Below are 17880 nucleotides of genomic sequence, written 5' to 3'. Positions count from 1 at the left end.
AAGGTCAGGCTCAGGCGACTTGATGGTCGGAGGCGAACGCCTGGCGGGGCTCGCCTCCGATGGTTCCAGTCAGGCGATCTGCAGCAGCTCGTTCATGGTGTCCGCGCCCGCAACCGTAACCTCCAGGAAGCGGGCCTCAAAGGGTTGGCTGTCAAATGAAGTGGCGTGGAGGCCGACGGCCAGGCCGCTGGCCAGTGTTCCGCCCGCCGCCTTGGCCAGCGTGTGGTTGCCCTGCAGCGCGGCCAGTACTTCGCCGGTAAGTTGCACCTGCGCGCCCGTGCCCGTGAACGAGCCCGTCCCCACATTCGACGTAAAGGCCCAGCGGGGCACGGCGATGCCGGTTTCGGCGTCGACGATCAGTGACACCGTGACGGTGTCGTTGGCGTCGACGTTGCGCAGTGCCGCTGCCTGTGAGGTGTAGTTCTGGCTCACCGTGCGAACGTCGTTTACCTCCATCTCGACCCGCATGTACGGGTTGCCGTCTGAGCCCCCTTCCAGCACCAGCTTGAGATAGTCGCTCTGGTCACCCGTGCCGATGGAAAGACCCATATTCTGGTAGCTGTCGGGTGTACGGCCGTCGAACGGGTTGTCGAACGTCGTCGATACGAGGATGTATTTCGCTTCCGGCGTTACGCCGAGCTGCGCCCCGTATTTTAGATCGTTCGCTTCGTAGTAAGAGTCCCCGGCCGGGACGGACGCGATGCGGACCTGGCCGTCCGCCACCGTGAAGCCGGCGTCGTCGATCCCAAGCTGCTGCGGGGTCGAGCTCCCGTTTATGCGAAGGCCCGTCAGGCCCGACCCGAAGCCCAGAGGCGCGCCGCCCGGAGCTGTGCCGTCGAAGGTGAACACGAACTTCTCGCCCGCGCCCACTCCGAAGGCGCCGTTCGTCGCGTCCGCGAAGAACGGATCGGCGAGGTTGAGCACGCCGTCCCCGTCGAGGTCGGCAGGAGACACCGCCAGCGGGGTGATCGAGAGGGACCGGATGTCCATGGAGCCGCCCGCGAGCGACATCCTGACCGTCTGGACCCCGGCTTCGAGCTCCACCTGGACCGCTTGGGTGCCCGCATAGGTGCTCCACTGGCCGGTGTTCGCAACGGGAGCCGGCGCCGCCGTCTCGTACACGACGCCGTTCTTCTCGAATGTGGCCGTGATGCTGCGCCCGGACGTGACCGCCGCCGTCAGGAAGGACAGGTTGTAGGTTCCGGCCTGCTGGACGTTGATGGTGTATTCCAGCCACTCGCCGCTCTCGACCCAGCCCACCGCGGTCCCGGCCCCGACGATGTCCACCGCTGTTCCGGGGCGATAGGTCGTGTTGCCGAGTTGCGCCGTGTTCGTGTCGTTGAACGCCACCCCCTGGCCGCCATTATCGTAGTTGGCGGCAGAAATGGTGATGCCATCGCCGTCGACCAGCCAGGGCGTCTGAGTGGCGTTGAACGGTGTCTGGCTCGGCGTGGGCGCCACGTCCTCGCTCACGATGGTCACGCCAGCGTTGGCCGCGGTGATGGCGAGCGCCTGGGTGCCGAGCCTGGCGTTGGCAATGGCGACCGACAGGGTCTCGTTGGGCTCTACCGCCGTGTCGTTCAGGATCGGCACCGTCACGGTCACGGAGGTCTGGCCCGCCGCGATCGTGGCCGTTGCGGTCGTCACAGCCGTGAAGTCCGACCCGGCCGTCGCCGTTCCGGCGACGGTCGAATACTCGACCGTCACGGCGCTCGACTGCGCGGCGCTCAGCTGGATCGTGAAGCTCGCCGTCGTGGCCGCTCCCTCCGTCACAGTCGGCGCGACCGCCGAGATGGAGACCGTCGGCAGTGGAGCCGTCACGGCCTGCAGCCCAAAGGATCGGAAGTCCATCGCTCCGCCCGCGAAAGCCACCCTCACCACCTGGACGCCGGCGGCGAGATCGACCGTGGTCGGAGCGCCGTTGGCGAAGGTCGTGTAGGAGTTCGTGTCGGGCGCCGCGACGCCGGCCACCGTGCGGTAGACAGACCCGCTCTGCTCGAAGGTGGCCGTCAACGAGCGACCCGGGTCGGGCGTGGCCGTGTTGAAGGTCAAGCGGTAGGCGCCTGCCGTGGGCACGTCGATCGTGTATTCGAGCCACTCGCCTGCTTCGATCCAGCCGATGTCGCCTGTTCCGGTCTGCTCGACGGCGCTTCCCGTGCGACCGCCATTGGAGCCGCCCTGAAGGCCGACGGCGTCGTTGTAGGCGACCCCCTGTCCGCCGTTGTCGTAGTTGGACGCGTCAACCGTGAGCAGCCCATTGACGAAGGCCGAAGCCGTGCCGCCGAACGGTGTCTGGCTCGGCGTGGGCGCCACGTCCTCGCTCACGATGGTCACGCCAGCGTTGGCCGCGGTGATGGCGAGCGCCTGGGTGCCGAGCCTGGCGTTGGCAATGGCGACCGACAGGGTCTCGTTGGGCTCCACCGCCGTGTCGTTCAGGATCGGCACCGTCACGGTCACGGAGGTCTGGCCCGCCGCGATCGTGGCCGTCGCCGTCGTCACGGCCGTGAAGTCCGACCCGGCCGTCGCCGTTCCGGCGACGGTCGAATACTCGACCGTCACGGCGCTCGACTGCGCGGCGCTCAGCTGGATCGTGAAGCTCGCCGTCGTGGCCGTTCCCTCCGTCACGGTCGGCGTGGCCGCCGAGATGGAGACCGTCGGCAGCGGAGCCGTCACGGCCTGCAGCCCGAAGGATCGGAAGTCCATCGCTCCGCCCGAGAAGGCCACCCGCACCACCTGGACGCCGGCGGCGAGATCGACCGTGGTCGGAGCGCTATTGGCGAAGGCCGTGTAGGAGTTCGTGTCGGGCGCCGCGACGCCGGCCACCGTGCGGTAGACAGACCCGCTCTGCTCGAAGGTGGCCGTCAACGAGCGACCCGGGTCGGGCGTGGCCGTGTTGAAGGTCAAGCGGTAGGCGCCTGCCGTGGGCACGTCGATCGTGTATTCGAGCCACTCGCCTGCTTCGATCCAGCCGATGTCGCCTGTTCCGGTCTGCTCGACGGCGCTTCCCGTGCGACCGCCATTGGAGCCGCCCTGAAGGCCGACGGCGTCGTTGTAGGCGACCCCCTGTCCGCCGTTGTCGTAGTTGGACGCGTCAACCGTGAGCGCGCCGTTCACGAACGTGGCGGGCGAACCGCCTAACGGCGTCTGCGTGACCGGAGCCGGAGGCTCGCGATAGTCGAAGCTGACGGAGCGCAGGTCCATCAGGTACAGCGAGCCAGCCTCCGGCGTCCCATTGAAGGTCAGCCGGATGGTTTGCACGCCCGCCCCCAGAGACACGCCTACCGGGGCGCTCGCCTGGAACGGAGCGGCCGAAAAGCTCGCTCCGCCGTCCTGGAGTGTCGCGGTCGCAAGCGTCGCGCCCCCTGCGATGGAGATCGCCACGGTAGCATTGGCCAGCGGCGTCTTGGCCAAGAAGCTCATGTCGTAGACGCCGGCCGTCGGCACGTTGACAGTGTACTCCAGCCATTCGCCCGGCCGGACATAGCCGACGTCGTTCTCGGTTCCGACGAACTCCACCGCGTCGCCCGTACGGAACGTGGTGCTGCCGCCGTCGCGCCCGGAATTGTCGCTATAGGCGACCCCTTGCCCACCCGTGTCGTAGTTGGACGCGTCCAGAGTGAGCAGCCCATTGGCGAAGGCCGGAGCCGTGCCGCCGAACGGTGCCTGCGGGCCGGTCGGAGGCGTCGTGGTCGTGTCGAAGAAATTCACGGTCCCGTCGGCGTCCGTGTCCGTCTCCAGTGCGTCGTTCACGTCGTTGTTGTTGGCGTCGTTTGCCGCCGTCAGCTCGTGCGGCTTGACGTTCTTGATGACGAACATGTGGTCGTTGTAGTCGTAGTTGCCGGCCCCGGGGTAATCCTGGATGGCGATATAGGTCCCGACGATCACGTTCCCGGCCTGGTCGAGCGCCTGGAAGAAGCGGATCAGGTGGCCTTCCCCGGTATCCACCAAGTTGCCGAAGTTCGGGTCGATGTCGTTGGCCTTCGGGTCCGTCCAGGACGAGTAGGTCGGCCGGCCGTCCACCGAGATGTAGAGCCCGAAGGGCCCAGCCTGGGTGATCGTGCCGCGCGCCGCGCTGGCGCCCGCGCCGGCGCCCGTCACGAGCTGGTCCGGCAGGACGGTCTGGCCCTGCTGGTCGTCGTTGGCGAACAAGTTGGTGACCTGTGACGAGCCCAGGCCATGGAAGCCGAGGCGCGCCACGTTGCCCTGATTCAAGAAGGCGGCGATCTGGATCACCTCGATCGACTTGGTGGCGTCGAGGCGCTCGAGATAGGGCATCAGGACTTCGTCCCCGATGACCTCGACCACGCCGCCGCCTGCGAGCTCGCCTTGCGCCACGTCCGTGCCGTAGCCGAAGGCTTCCACGATCTGGGCGACCGTCGGCTCGGAGTTGTTCTCCGAGAACTCCTGGGCGAGGCCCGCAAGCGTGATGACCTTTTGTCCCTGAGTGAAATCGTTGGAGACGATCGTCAGAGTGGTCTCGTAGAGCTCGGCGCCGGCCGTCGTTCCCGAGTGGGTCCCGACGAAGCGAACCGTGACGGTGGCGCTGGCGCCGGCCGCCACGGAGGTCGGCGTCGCGCCGACGATCTGGAAGGCCGGGTTGCCGATCTCGATGCTCTCGATCGTCAGCGCCGCCGCGCCATCATTCGTGATGGTGATCACGGCTTCGTTGCGGAAGGCCTGCTGGGCGTTGGCCGGCGTATCGATGTTGGTGAAGACGAGACGTTCGTCCGCCGCCGCCGAGTCCAGCCCGGCCACCGTCATGCTCTGGCCGAAGCCGACGGGCGTGACGCCCTCGATGACGAAGAGGTTATCGTTGTAGTCGTAGTTGATGCCCGTGTAGTCCATGATCCCCAGATAGACGTTGGGGATCACAGCGCCGTTCGCGTCCAACGCCTGGAAAATCTTGACGGTATGGCCCTGCTGGGCCCCGACCACCTCGACATTGCCGCGCGGATTGAGACGCGGATCGCTCGACAGTCCGGCGACAGAGATGCCGAAAATGTCATTTCCGACCCAGCCATCCGGGATGTCGGCCCGGGTGAAGGTGCGGGTGGCGAAGCTCGTGTCGTTGCCCGCGTTGGGCAGCAGGCGCTGGTTGTCGGTTCCCTCGTGGTTCCAGAACTGGACGTTGGCGCCCTTGTTGTTGGGGTTGTGGATGTGGAACGTCGCGCCGCCGGTGCCATGGAAGGCCGCGATCTGGGTGACCTTGGCCTGCGTGAAGCCGTCCGCTATCCGCCAATAGGGCGACAATACCTCGGTCTCGTCGGTCTTGGCGAACACGTCGTCGGTGCTGAGGGATGAATTCTCACCGCCTCCGCGCAGCGTCAGGTTCTCGATCACGTTGCCGAAACCGAAGATCTTCCAGATCTCGTTGACATTCGGCTCCTGGCCGCCTTCGTCCCTCGCCTGCCAGAACCCGGCCAGGTCGATGGTGGTGAAGGGCGTGTCGGCGTCGTTCGTGATCAGCTTGAGGGCGCCGGTGAACACCGTCGAAGTGGCGTCCACATTCGTGGTCGGAGGCGTGTAGGCCGCCCTGTTGAACAGAACCGTCACGTCGACCGACTGCCCGGCCGCGATCGACAGGCCGTCGAGCTGTGTTGGGTTGGCAAGCACGAACGGACCCGTGAGCTCGTGGCTCGTGAAGGTCAGGGCTTCCGTGCCGGTGTTGGTGATGCGCACCGTGCCGCTGTCCTTGAAGTCGCGGTCGGCGGAGTCCGGCTCCACGGCGTCCGGGTCCTCCAGGAAGCTGAAGTGCAGGCGGTTGTCGAGATAGGCCGGGTCGAGGCTCTGCACCGCAATGTCGGCGTTGGCGTTGCCCGGGGCTAGACGTACGTCCAGGTAGTCGATCGCGCTTGCGCCCGGCGCATTCGAGAGCACGCGCAGCTGGTACTGCGTGCCGGCATCGAGTTGCAGATAGGCGGTCTTCTCGCCTGCCGTTCCGACGCCCGGGAAGGCGAGCGTCTCGACCGCGACACCGTTCAGGAAGAGCCGCAGCCCCTGCCCGTTCGGCGCACCCGCATTGGCGGCGAGATCGAGGGCGTAGAGCCCGTCCTGGGCGACCTCGAAAAAGAACTCCACGGCCTGGTTGTTGAGGACCCGGGTCGAGTTGTCGGCCGTCTGCTCGAGCTCGATCCGGCTTCCCGTGGTGATCGAGACATAGTCGGGCTCGAACGGGGGAGCGGCCGCGCCGGTGGCAACTCGCAGCTGGTCGATGTTCGGACCGACCGCGTTGGGAGCGGTCACCGTGATGGTGTTCGCGCCCTGCACGAGGTTCACGAGCGCGGTCTGGAACTGCCAGGTGTTTTCCGCGTCGGGGCCGAAGCCTTCGAAGTTCACCTGGCCGAGTGAGACCCCGTTCACCGTCAGGCTCAGCGGACGGTCGGCCTTCGAGTCGGCCAGGGCGTAGCGGAACGCGATCTCGAACGAGCCCGCATTGGCTGAATTCACCGTCCAGGTGATCGACTGGTTGCCGGTGCCGACGAAGTCGACGAAGCCGGCGCCCTCTTGGTTGCGGTTCTCGGTCACCACCGTGGCGCCGACGAGCTGGGCGTTTTCCGCCTCATAGTAGGCGTAGGGCACGTTTTGAGTGGTGGGCTCGGGCGCAAGAACCTCGATCTGGTCGATGTTGGGCCCCGTTCCGGCCGTGGCCTGGAACGTGACCGTGTTAAGGCCGGCCACGAGGCTGACCGGTACGTCCACCACCTGCCAAGTGGTCCAGGCGGCGTCACCGGTGACGCCGACGGGCGGCAGGAAGCTGACGGTGCCGGCCGCGGCGCCGTTCACGACCAGCCCCAGCGGACGGTCGGCCGTTCCGCCATTCGCGAAGCGCACCTTGATCATGCCGGAACCGGCCTGGTCGGCCGGGACCGAGAAGGTGAAGGTCACGAAGTCGGCGTTGGACGCGCCGAAGTCGGCATAGCCGCCGGCGACCCCGTCGGTATTCACGGTGTTGCCGTCGAGGCCGAACGCGCCCGGCCGCAGGCCGCCGACCAGACCGGTCGTCGTGCTCGGCTCGGGATTGGTCGTGGTGCGGATCTGGATCTGCGACGTCCCGCCGGTCGCGGCGACCACGGACGTGCCGTCCGCCGGCGTGTTGTCCTCCGCCTGGATGGTGAGAAGCGGCACGAGACTGCCCGGATTCGGGTTGGTCGAGCCGGGCGTGAAGGTGGTGCTCACCGAGGCGCGGTTCAGGGCGTCGTCCGTGACTTCGACGCGGGCCGTGATCGGGCCGGTGTCGATGTTGGGATCGATGGTGAACTGCTTCTGGGCGTTGAGCGTGACGGTCTGTTGCAGGCCGTTGTTGAAGTTGACCCGGATGGCGGTGATGTCGCTGTCCAGGCCGTTGACCTGGAACACGACCGCGTCCGGATTGCTGGCATTGACCACCACGAGGGCGAGGTCGCCATTCTCGTCGGCGGAGATGTCTTGGGTGACTCCGCCCGGCGCGGGCGTGAGCAGCACGAGTTGGCTCGCCCCGGTGCCGCGGTTCAGCGTCATCAGGTAAAGCTGGCCGGTCAGCGGGTTCTCGATGATGTCGAGCGGATCGATGTAGTTGTTGATGATCGACCCGTCCGGCCGGCGCAGCACGTCGTCGCCGATGATCTTGCCGTCCTGATCGACAAGGATCGAGCGGACGTTGTCGCCCGTCGAGAACTGCGCGATCAGGAGCGCGCCCTTCAGGTTGGATCCGAAGGCGCTGCCCTTGTACTCGATGCTGCCGTTCGGCGACTGGTTGCGGCCGAGGCTGTAGGCGCCGGCGATGTCGTAGTTCGGGTCATAGGCAACGCCCGCGTCGTAGCCGTCCGTGTTGGGATTGCCGTCCTTGCGGTCGGTTACCTCGTTCTTGTCGACGCCGGCGGTCGGGTTGCCGCCGTTCAGGATGTACTCGCCGCGCAGAATGTTGGTGTGGCCGTAATACATCCCCTCCTTGATGGTGAAGAAGTAGTCGTCCTGAGTGGGCGAGTTCGTGATGACCTGACTTCCCGCCTGGGTCGGATCATCAAAGGTCTTGCCGCCCGACGCGGTGCCGTTCGCCGCCACGTAGAGCTGTCCATTGGAGTGCCAGACCAGGTCGTAGGCGTTGCGCACGCCGGTGGCGTAGATCTTCAGGACGGCGTCGGCCGCATAGGGATTGTAGAAGCCCGGATAGGTGCCGTCCGCGTTAAACCCCGTGTTCTGGGTGGTGGGCGCGGTCACCGGCTCGGTGCGCACGTTGAAGCCACCATTCGGCGCGTCGCGCGTCGGGTCGATCTCCAGGATGGCGGCGTTGAGCAGGCGCTCGGGGCGGTTGCCCCAGGCTCCGTCGGGTGCGCCGGCCGCGGAGTTCGAGCCCTGCGAGAGGTACAGGAGATACGCCGGCTCGCCGGGCTGGCCCGCGTTCGGATTGGCGCGGAATTCGAGGCTGTTGGTGACGTGGTCGCCGCCCGAGCGAGGCAGCCCGGTGATGTAGGTCTCGGCCGTCGCCCCCGTGAACGAGCCGCCCGCCCCCAGCGTTATCTTGCTGATCTGGCCCGAGAACTCAGGCGTGTTGAACGCCTTGTTCTCACGCGGGATGGGGTAGTTGTCGCTGATCCAGATGGTGTTGGGATCGGCGGGATCGAACACGAAGCCAATGATGCCCCGCCGGTCGCCGTCCTGGGCCAGGTAGTCCAGGATGAGGCTCTCCTTGGAGGCCTTGTTGATCGTTCCGTCCGAGTTCACCGTCCAGCGATAGATCTCGCCCATGATGGTGGCGACGTAGAGCTTGCCGTCGGGGCCGAACTCGATCGACGTAAAGCCGCCCGCCTCGTCGGCGAAGCCGTTCAGCAGCGTCTGCGTTGTGAACGCGACCTCGCGGGCCACCTCCACGGGCGCCACGCCGGTCACAAAGGTGGTGGTCAGGTCCTGCATCTGCCGCAGCGGCGCGGTTCCGTCCGTGATGCTGCCGAGATCGAGCACGTCCTCGACCAGCAGCGTGTAGCTGGTATTCTCCTTGAGCTGGGCCAAGGGCCGGATCGTGAGCGAGTCCGCGCCGCCGCTGATCTGGACGTTGATAGCGACCTCGACTCCGGTCAACGTCTCCACGAGCTTGATGCCGTCCACATGGGCGATGTTCGGCCCTCGGTAGCCGGGGGCCTGCACGTTGACGCCCACCACGAGGCTGGCCAGAGGGTTAATGCCCACGGGCAGCGAACCGTCATCGCCGATCTCCAGCGAAACCTGGTCGTTGAGATAGGCGGCGCGGGGCGCCACGAAGAACGAGTAGTCGAGATCGGCAGCCCGGTTGTCGGTTGGGGTGACGTCCGGAACCCGTTCGATCTCCACATACTGCATCTCGGTGTTGACGCCGCCGATGGAGTCGACGGTCAGCTTGCCGTCCTGGACCTGCACGATGCCGGTGACCAGCGTGGACCGGAAGCCTCCGCCGTTGAGGTTGCCGTTTCCGCCAGGATTGGCGGGCACGAAGGTCGAGCCGAACCTCTGGCCCTCGACATTGATCGCATAGGAGCTGTCGAACGCGCCGGCCGTGTCTCCGACGGAGATCCGCACCTGGTAGGTGCCGTTCTCGAGCCCGATCTCCCACGCCCGCGCATTGTCGCCGCTGGCTCCAGGATACTCGAAATGCGCGTAGGTCTTCTGCAGGTTCGACGCGCCCGTGACGGTGTTCTTGTACCAATGCGCGTTGGCGGGCTGGGCCAGCGGGGTCGTTCCGTTGGCGGTGCCGTCCGCGACACTGGTCTCGCTCACCCAGCCGTAGGAGAATCCGTTGCCGCGCGCGCCATAGGCCGCGCCCACGTCGGACAGATATCCGGTCGGGGTCTGATATCCGGCGGGCAATCCCTGGGTGGTCTGCCCGGGCGCCGGCTCGAAGTTTACCTTCACCACCTCGACGAAGGTCTGCTGGGCGCGCGGGTCGATCGGCCCGCCGGTGCCAACGTCATCCTTGCTGACCGTCACGCTGTCGAGATTAGGGCCGTTCGCGACCGTGTTGGCGATGGTGAGCGTGTTCTCGCCCGCCGCCAAGACGACCTCGACCGTGGTGGTCGTCCAGGCGTCCCAGCCATTCACGCCGGTACCCGGGAACGAGACCGTCTTGGTCTCGCCGCCGGAAACCACCAACGTCATGGGCCGGTCGCCATTGGGCGCGCCGCCTCCGTTGGAGAAGCGGAACGTGAACGTGTAGGTGCCGGCGGTGGGTGCCGTGACCTTGAACGACGCGGCGTCGCCGATCTGCGCGCCCATGTCCAGATAGCCGGTGCCGGTGAACCCGTCCCAGAGCCCGTCCGAATTGACGTCGCGCAGAAGCGGGAGCGTCGGCTCGGGATTGGTCAGCGTACGCGCCTGGGTGATCTGGTTTCCGGTTCCCGTCGTGTCAATCGGCGTGAACGCCTCGGCCTGCAGGGTCAGCAGGAACGGCACGGGCTCCACCGGCCCGCTCCCGCCGGGGGGCGTGAACACGATCTGGTCGATGTTGGGACCAGCTGTCGCGCCGGACGGGATGGCCAGCTTGATCGTGTTCGCGCCGGCGGTGAGGTTCAGCGTCACCGTCTTTTCGACCCAGGATTCCCATCCCGACGCCGTCGTGCCCGTCCCGATCACCGGGCCGGGAACGAAGTCCACCGCCGTCGCGCTTGCGCCGTTCAGCGACAGTTCCAGCGGCCGGTTGGCGGCCCCGCCATTCGCGTAGCGGAACGTGACCTGGTAGGCCCCAGCCGTTGCCGCATTGACCGAGATGGTGATCGCGTCGCCCGCATTGGCGCCGAAGTCCATATAGGCGCCATCCACCGCACCAGCCCGGAAGTTGCCGGTGGCGTCGGGATTGGCCGCGTTCACTACGCGGGTGAAATCGGCGCTGGTCGACACGCCCGTGTCCTGCACGGTGACCTTGGTGGCGTCCTCTGCCTGGATGGTGATCGGACCTCCGGTCGCGCCGGCGCCGACCACGAACGTCATGGTTTTGGACGCGACGTTGCCAGCCTCGTCGGTGACATACACGGTCGCGACCTTGGTCCCTGGCGTGAGCGCCGAGCCGTTGGCGACGAAGTCGCCATCGGCGTCGGGCAGGACGACCGTGCGGGTCAGGCCGTTGTCGAAGCTGATCTCCGTCTTGACGATATCGTCGTCGCGGCCTGCTACCGTGAAGTTGATCGAATCCTTGGCGGCCCCGGTGATCTCACCCTGGGGGCCGGACAGGAACAGGTTGCCGTCCGCGTCGGCCGAGATGTCAGCGGGCGGACCGGGCTGGCGGATCGTCAGGCTGTCGATGTTGGGGCCGTTGGTGCGGCCCGCCGGGATGGCCAGCGACAGCGTGTTGGCGCCGGCCTGCAAAGTGACCGTGACGGTCTGGGTCAACCAGACGTTGAAGCCGTCCACCGCCGGCGTGCTGCCCACTGCCGGAGTGCCGGTGCTGGCGAACTGAATAGTGGCGGGCGCCCCCGCTCCGACCGCCAAGTCGAGCGAGCGGGCGTCGCTGGACGCGTAGCGGATGTCGATCTCGTATTCGCCGGCCTCTTCGACGGTGACCACGAACGAGGCCTTGTCGCCGGGATCGTTGCCGAAGTCGAGATAGCCCGTCCCGGTATATCCGGCTCGAAGGCCGAACTGGTCCAGGATCTTGCCCGTGCCCGGCGCTTCCGGATTGGATGTTTGCGTCCGCAGCATCGTCGAGTTCGCGTCGGCAGCCTGGGTGAGGGTCACGACCGCGACCTCCCCCTGCACCACGACGGGCTCGAACGGCTCCGGCTCGGAGGCCGGATCGACCACGACCGTGAACGAGATGGGAGCCGAAAGGAGCTCGCCGTCGGTGCCGAACAGCTCGACCATGTAGGTTCCGGCCAAAACCGTGCCGGAAACCACCAGAGAGCCGCCCGAGAGCGTGATGCCCGCCGGAAGCGCTCCGCCGCCCGCCAGGCGTGCGCCGAGGCTGGCGAGGTCGCCGGCGTCCGGATCGGTCGCGACCAGCGCCGCGAGGCTGACCTGTCCACCGATCCCGGCCTCGAAGGCCTGCGTCGCGACCGTTCCGCTCAGGACCGGCGCCTCGTTCACGTCGGAGACGTTGAGCACTAGCTGGCTGGTGGTCGCCGAGCCCTTGCTGTCGGTTGCCGTTACGCTCACGGTCGTGCCGTTCGCCGTCTCGTGGTTCAGCGACACGCCGGTTGCAAGCTTGAGCTCAGCTAGGCCGCTGACCTGGTTGGTGGCGACAACGAAGCGGGCGTCCGTCGTCGAGAAGGTGATCGCGTCACCCTGCGCGTCCGTGGCCGAAAGGACTCCGATCACGCCGCCGGCCACGTTCTCCTGGACAGAGCCGGTCAGCGCCAGTCCGGTCGGAGCCGTGTTGGCCGCCTGGACGGGCTCGAACACGAAGCGGTCAACCCGCAGTGACTCGCTGCCGAGCGCCTGGCCCGACAGGGTCATGACCGTGCCGTTCTGGACCTGGACGACCGTGTCGAAGGCGATCGCCTTCAGGTTGCCCGCATTGGCGGCCGTTCCGCGCGCCGAGGACGGATTCACGAACGAGCCCGGCCCCGCGTCGCTCAGGACGACCGTGGAGGACCCGCCCACCTGCAGCGACGTCCCGCCCACCGAGACCGAAAAGGTGCTCGCGCCGTCGGTCTCGTCGAACACATAGGCGGTGACTTTGTAGAAGCCATTGGCGAGGCCGCTGGCCGACAGATTGGTCGACACGGAGCCAGAAGCGCCCTGGTTCAGCAGGACGAGCTGGCTGCCCGAGGCCGTGGCGGCTCCGCTGGCGAAGAACCCGGCCGCAGTGGACAGGCCGGTGAAGGCCTCCGCCTCGATGCTCTTGGCGACGTTGCCCTGGCCGCCCACCACCAGCTGGATCGTGATGGTGTCCGATAGCCCCGCAGGGTCGGTCGCACGAATGATCACCGGATAGGTCCCGGCCGTCATGGGCGTTCCCGAGACGTAGCCTTCCTGGTTGATGCTCAGGCCCTGCGGCAGGCCCTCCACGGTCAAGGTCAGGGCGTCGCCGTTCGGGTCTGCGAAGTACTGCGCGAAGGAGTTCACGTCGAAACCCGCGAAGGCCGCGCCGGTCTGCGCCACAAAGGGCTCGAGCAGCACGTCGTCCGCCACCGGCGCGTCGTTCACCGGGTTCACGGTCAACAGGAAGCTGTCTGAGGTGGAGCTCAAGCCGTCGCTCGCCGTCACCGTGACGGTGAACACGCCTTCGCCGAGAGCGGCGACGCTGCCGGCGAGGACGCCGTCGACCACCGCGAGGTTGCCGGCCGGCACCACCATCCCGGCCGCGTTCTTCACCACCACGGTGAAGCTGAGCGCATCGCCGTCCGGATCCAAGAACGGCAGGTCGACCTCGATGGAGCCCGTTTCCAGGAGCGTCCGGTCCGCGATGCCGCCGCCGACCAGGATCGGCGCGCCATTCTCATCGGCTGCCTCGAAGAACTGCACGTTGGAGAAGATCGACGAGCCGAGATTGGGACGGCTGTCGTCATCGTTGATAAACACGAGCGACGAGATCGACTTGCCGGCATGCGCGCCAAGGTCGATCACGAACCGGACCGAGCCGTCCTGGTTCGGGGTGCCCGAGCCGCGCAGGTCGATGAAGCCGCCCTGCGTCTGCGTCCCGCCGAGCTGGTAGATGCTGGCGTCGCCGTCGAATGGATCCTCGTCCAGGTCGAAGCCGATCGCCGAGATCTCGGGCGTTTCCGTTCCGGTGCCGGTGCGCAGATCGAGCTGCAGCTTGGTGTCGGCCGTGATCACATAGGTTTCGGTGAGGGTCGAGCGTTTCCAGAAGTTGCCGTCTAGTGTCAGGGCCGAAGGCGTCGAAACGACCTGGCCGCCATCCTGCGGGCGGTCCTGCGACGAATAGGCTGTCAGCGCGCCGAACGTGACCGCCACGGGGCCGCCCTCGTCCACGTCCGTCACCGACACGGCAATCGTCCTGGTAGTGGTGAGCGCGCCGTCGCCGACTGCGACTTCGACGGTGAACTGCGTGTCGCCGGCCAGCGCCTCGAAGTCGGGCGCCACGAGGAACGACAATGCGCCGGTCGTGGAATTGATGGTGAACAGCGCGTTGTCGGTCGCCGCATTGGCGGTGAGCGCGTAGCTGAGTGTGTCGCCGTCCGCGTCCGAGGCCGCCACCGTTCCGGCCGCGGCCTGGTTCTCGGGCGTGGACAAGGAAGTGGTCGAGACCACCGGAGCCACGTTTGTCACCACCGGCGCGTCGTCCGCCGGGTCGTTGGCGACCGTGACCATGATGGTCTTCAGCGACGTTCCCGTGCGGTCGGAGGCGGACACCTCGACCACGTAGCTGTTGTTGGCATCGGCGTCGGTCGGCAGCTCGAAGTCAGGCGCAGTATTGAAGGTCAGCGCGCCGGTGCTGGCGTTGATGGTGAAGCGGGCGTTGTCGGTCGCCGCGTTGGATGTGAGGCTGAACTCGACGCGGTCGCCGTCCGGGTCGCTGGCCGTGACGGTTCCGACAACCGCCGTGCCCTCGGTGACCTGGAAGGCGCTCTGCGCCACGAGCGGATTGGAGTTGCCGGCCGAGAAGTCAGCCGTCGCCCCTGCTGCCGTGATCGCGATGGCGTCGATGTTCGGGCCGGATACGAAGCCCGTGGGGATCGCCAGCGAGATGCTGTGCGTGCCGGCCGAGAGCTGGACGCCGCTGACCTTCTGGACACCCCAGTTGTTGAAGCCCTCGGTCGGGCCGGACGTGTTGGTCCCCGTGGCCACGAAGGGCAGGTTCGTGGCGGCCGCGCCATCCAGCGAGAAGGCCAGCGGCCGGGCACCATTGGAACCGTAGCGCACGTGGAAGTCGTAGACGCCTGCCTGAGTGATGGTGAATGTGTAGGTCGCCTTGTCGCCGGGCGTGTCGCCGTAATCGAGATAGCCGCTGCCGCTGAAGTTGGGCCGCAGCAAGGTCGGAGCCAGCGCCGTGTTGGTCTCCAGGTTCCAGGGATTACGTACCACCGTGTCGTTGGTGTTCGTATCGACATCGACCAGCGTGAGCGCGCCTGCCTCGGCCTGGATCAGGATCTGACCCACGGCCGGCGGGGGAGAGCTGACCGACAGGGTCAACGGGACGGAGTTCGAGTCCAGGGAGCCGTCGCGAGCGAAGACGAGCAGGCCATAGACGCCCGGAGCCACCGTGCTGGCGACCACCAGGGCGCCGTTCTGGACCGCAATTCCGGTCGGCAGGTCGCCGCTCGCCGCTCGGACGTCGAACGCCGTGACGTCCCCGTCGGGGTCGCTTGTCACCAGGCTCGCCAGGGAGATCGTGCCGCCCGTGGACGGAAGAGTGGTGCTGGCCAGCGTGCCGGTCACGGTGGGAGCTTCGTTCTGGTTGGTGACCGTCACGCTCAGCGTCTTGGTCGTCGTGGCTTGGCCGTCGCCGACAGCCACCTCGACGGTGAACTGCGTGTCGCCGGCGAGCGCCTCGAAGTCGGGCGCGGCCAGGAAGGCCAGCGCGCCGCTGGTCGGGTCGATCGCGAACAGGGCGTTGTCGGTCCCCGCGTTGGCGGTGAGCGCATAGCTCAGCACGTCGCCGTCCGCATCCGTAGCCGCCACGGCGCCGACCGCGACCTGGTTCTCGGGCGTGGACAAGGAAGTGGTCGAGACCACCGGAGCCACGTTGGTCACCACCGGCGCGTCATCCGCCGGGTCGTTGGTGACCGTGACGCTCAGCGTTTTGGTCGTCGTGGCTTCGCCGTCGCCGACAGCCACCTCGACGGTGAACTGCGTGTCGCCGGCGAGCGCCTCGAAGTCGGGCGCGACCAGGAAGGCCAGCGCGCCGCTGGTCGGGTCGATCGCGAACAGGGCGTTGTCGGTCCCCGCGTTGGTGGTGAGCGCATAGCTCAGCACGTCGCCGTCCGCGTCCGTAGCCGCCACGGCGCCGACCGCGACTTGGTTCTCGGGCGTGGACAAGGAAGTGGTCGAAACCACCGGAGCCACGTTGGTCACTACCGGCGCGTCATCGGCCAGGTCGTTGGTGACCGTGACGGCGAAGTCGCGCGTCAGCGACAGGCCGCCCGGGTCGGTGGCCACGATCTGGATGGCGACGCTGGCTTGGGTCTCGAAGTCGAGGCTCTGGCCAGTCTTGAGGCGGAGTTGACCACCTATGATCTCGAAGCGGGTGCTCGCGACCCCGTTCTCGAGCACAGCAAGAGTGTGAGAAGCGGAATCCGCGTCCGATACCGTCACTGCGCCGATCTGGGCCGCCGCGACGTTCTCGGCGACAGTCAGGCTGGCGACCGAGATGTCCGTCGGGGCGACCGGCTCGGGAGCAGCTTCCACGAGAACGAGCTCGATCTTGTCGAGATTCGGGCCTGGGCCGGTTCCGGCGAGGCGCAGCACGTTCAGGCCAGCCTGGAGGCTCACGTTCACGCCGAGGGTCTGCTTGGTCCACCCCTCCCACCCCAGCGGGTCGGGAACGGAGCCGGCGTCAGCGCCGTCGGCAGGCCGCAGGCGTAACGGAATGTCCGCGTAGTCGAGCGGATAGAATGTCGGGGTCGCGGTGGTGCCGAACGCGAAGGTGCCTATCACGGTGCCGTCGAGCTTGGTGAGCGAGATCGGGCGAGCCGTAGATCCATTCGCGTAGGTGATTGCGATAGAGTAGGTTCCCGCCACGGGTGCCGTGATGGGCAGCAGGACCGAGGCCGCCGCGCTGCTCCAATCGAGGTAGGAGTCACCCTCGGCTCCCACCCGGAAGATTTCTGAGTCGGAGCGGCTATCGAGATAAGCCATAGTGATGGCGCGGTTGACCGTGGTCGGATCCGTAACTGAGGGCGCCGGCAGCAGGCTCTCGGCCTGGATCACGATCCGGTTCGGATCGGGCGCGCGAAGCTCGACATAGTCGAGATTGGGACCGCTGGCTCCCACGGAGGTGAGCCGGACGGTGTTCTGCCCAGCCTCCAGAAACACGCGCGTCACCTGCTCGCCATAAGTGGCGAAGCTGCCGGTGGCCGGCAGGTCGAACATGCGATCGAAGGTGGTGAAAGCGCCCGCGTCCAGCTTCACGTCCAGCCTGAGGGGCCGATTGCCGGTCTCGAGCGCATAACCGACCGCGAGGTCGTAATAGCCGCTCGTGTCCACCTGCATGACGAACTCGGCATACTCGCCGGCCGGCGTCGCATTGCCGAAGTCGACATAGGCGTCACCGTCCGCCGCCAGGGCGCGCGGTAGGTCGGTCGGGCTAGCGGTCGCCGGCGTTACGATGGCCGGCGTCGTTGTGGTCGCGCCGACCTTGCCGAGGGTTGCGTTCTCGGCCTGGATGCGGATGGGTGACGGCTCGGCAGCCAGGGCCGCGAAGGGCAAGTCCGATCCGTCCTCCTCTCCCCCCGACACCGACATGAGGCTGAAGCTCATGGTCGGGGTCGTCACGGAGGGATCGGTCTCGGGACCGCTCGCCAGCGGGATGGAGCTCGACAGGGCGAGTTGCTGGACCAGGCCGCCGCTGCCGGTCACCTGCGGGATGGAGTTCGAAAGGGCGAGTTGCTGGGCCAGGCCGCCGCTCCCGGTCGCCTGCGTGATGGAACTGGACGGGTCGAGTTGGCGCGCCAGGCCGCCGCTACCGGTCGTCTGCGTGTCTGAGATGGCTGTCGAGCCTTCGTCACCCTCGCCGCCGTCCGAGGCGAGTGCGCCGGCGGAGCCGCCCTTCTTGGGCGGCGCGTCACCAGAGCGCACGCCGGGCGCCCCCGCGCTGGGCTCCTCGACGGGTCCGGCCAGGCCCATGCCGGGCTGTAGCGGCTTGCGAGGCGCGTTCTGCTCGGGAGCCAGGGCGTCGGAGATATTCCCCGACGCCTCTTCGAGCGAGAGAATCAGCGCACCGGTCGCAAGCGCCAGAGCGCCCTCTTTCCGGCCGCCCTGCTTCGATTTGCCGGTGTCACGAGCACTCATGATACGCTCCCTTGAACTCGCGGATCCGAT

General features: G+C 67.1%; 1 protein-coding gene. It reads right to left on the bottom strand.

Going from position 1 to position 17880, the window contains the following annotated elements:
- Positions 1–69: 69 nt before the first annotated feature.
- A complete protein-coding gene (locus tag AXW83_RS23815) occupies positions 70–17850 on the bottom strand; it encodes a carbohydrate-binding protein (protein WP_066618311.1) in 17781 nt (5926 codons plus the stop codon).
- Positions 17851–17880: the final 30 nt, after the last annotated feature.

The sequence above is a fragment of the Bosea sp. PAMC 26642 genome (genome assembly GCF_001562255.1).
Lineage (GTDB): Bacteria > Pseudomonadota > Alphaproteobacteria > Rhizobiales > Beijerinckiaceae > Allobosea.
This window is presented reverse-complemented; position numbering and strand designations above follow the sequence as displayed.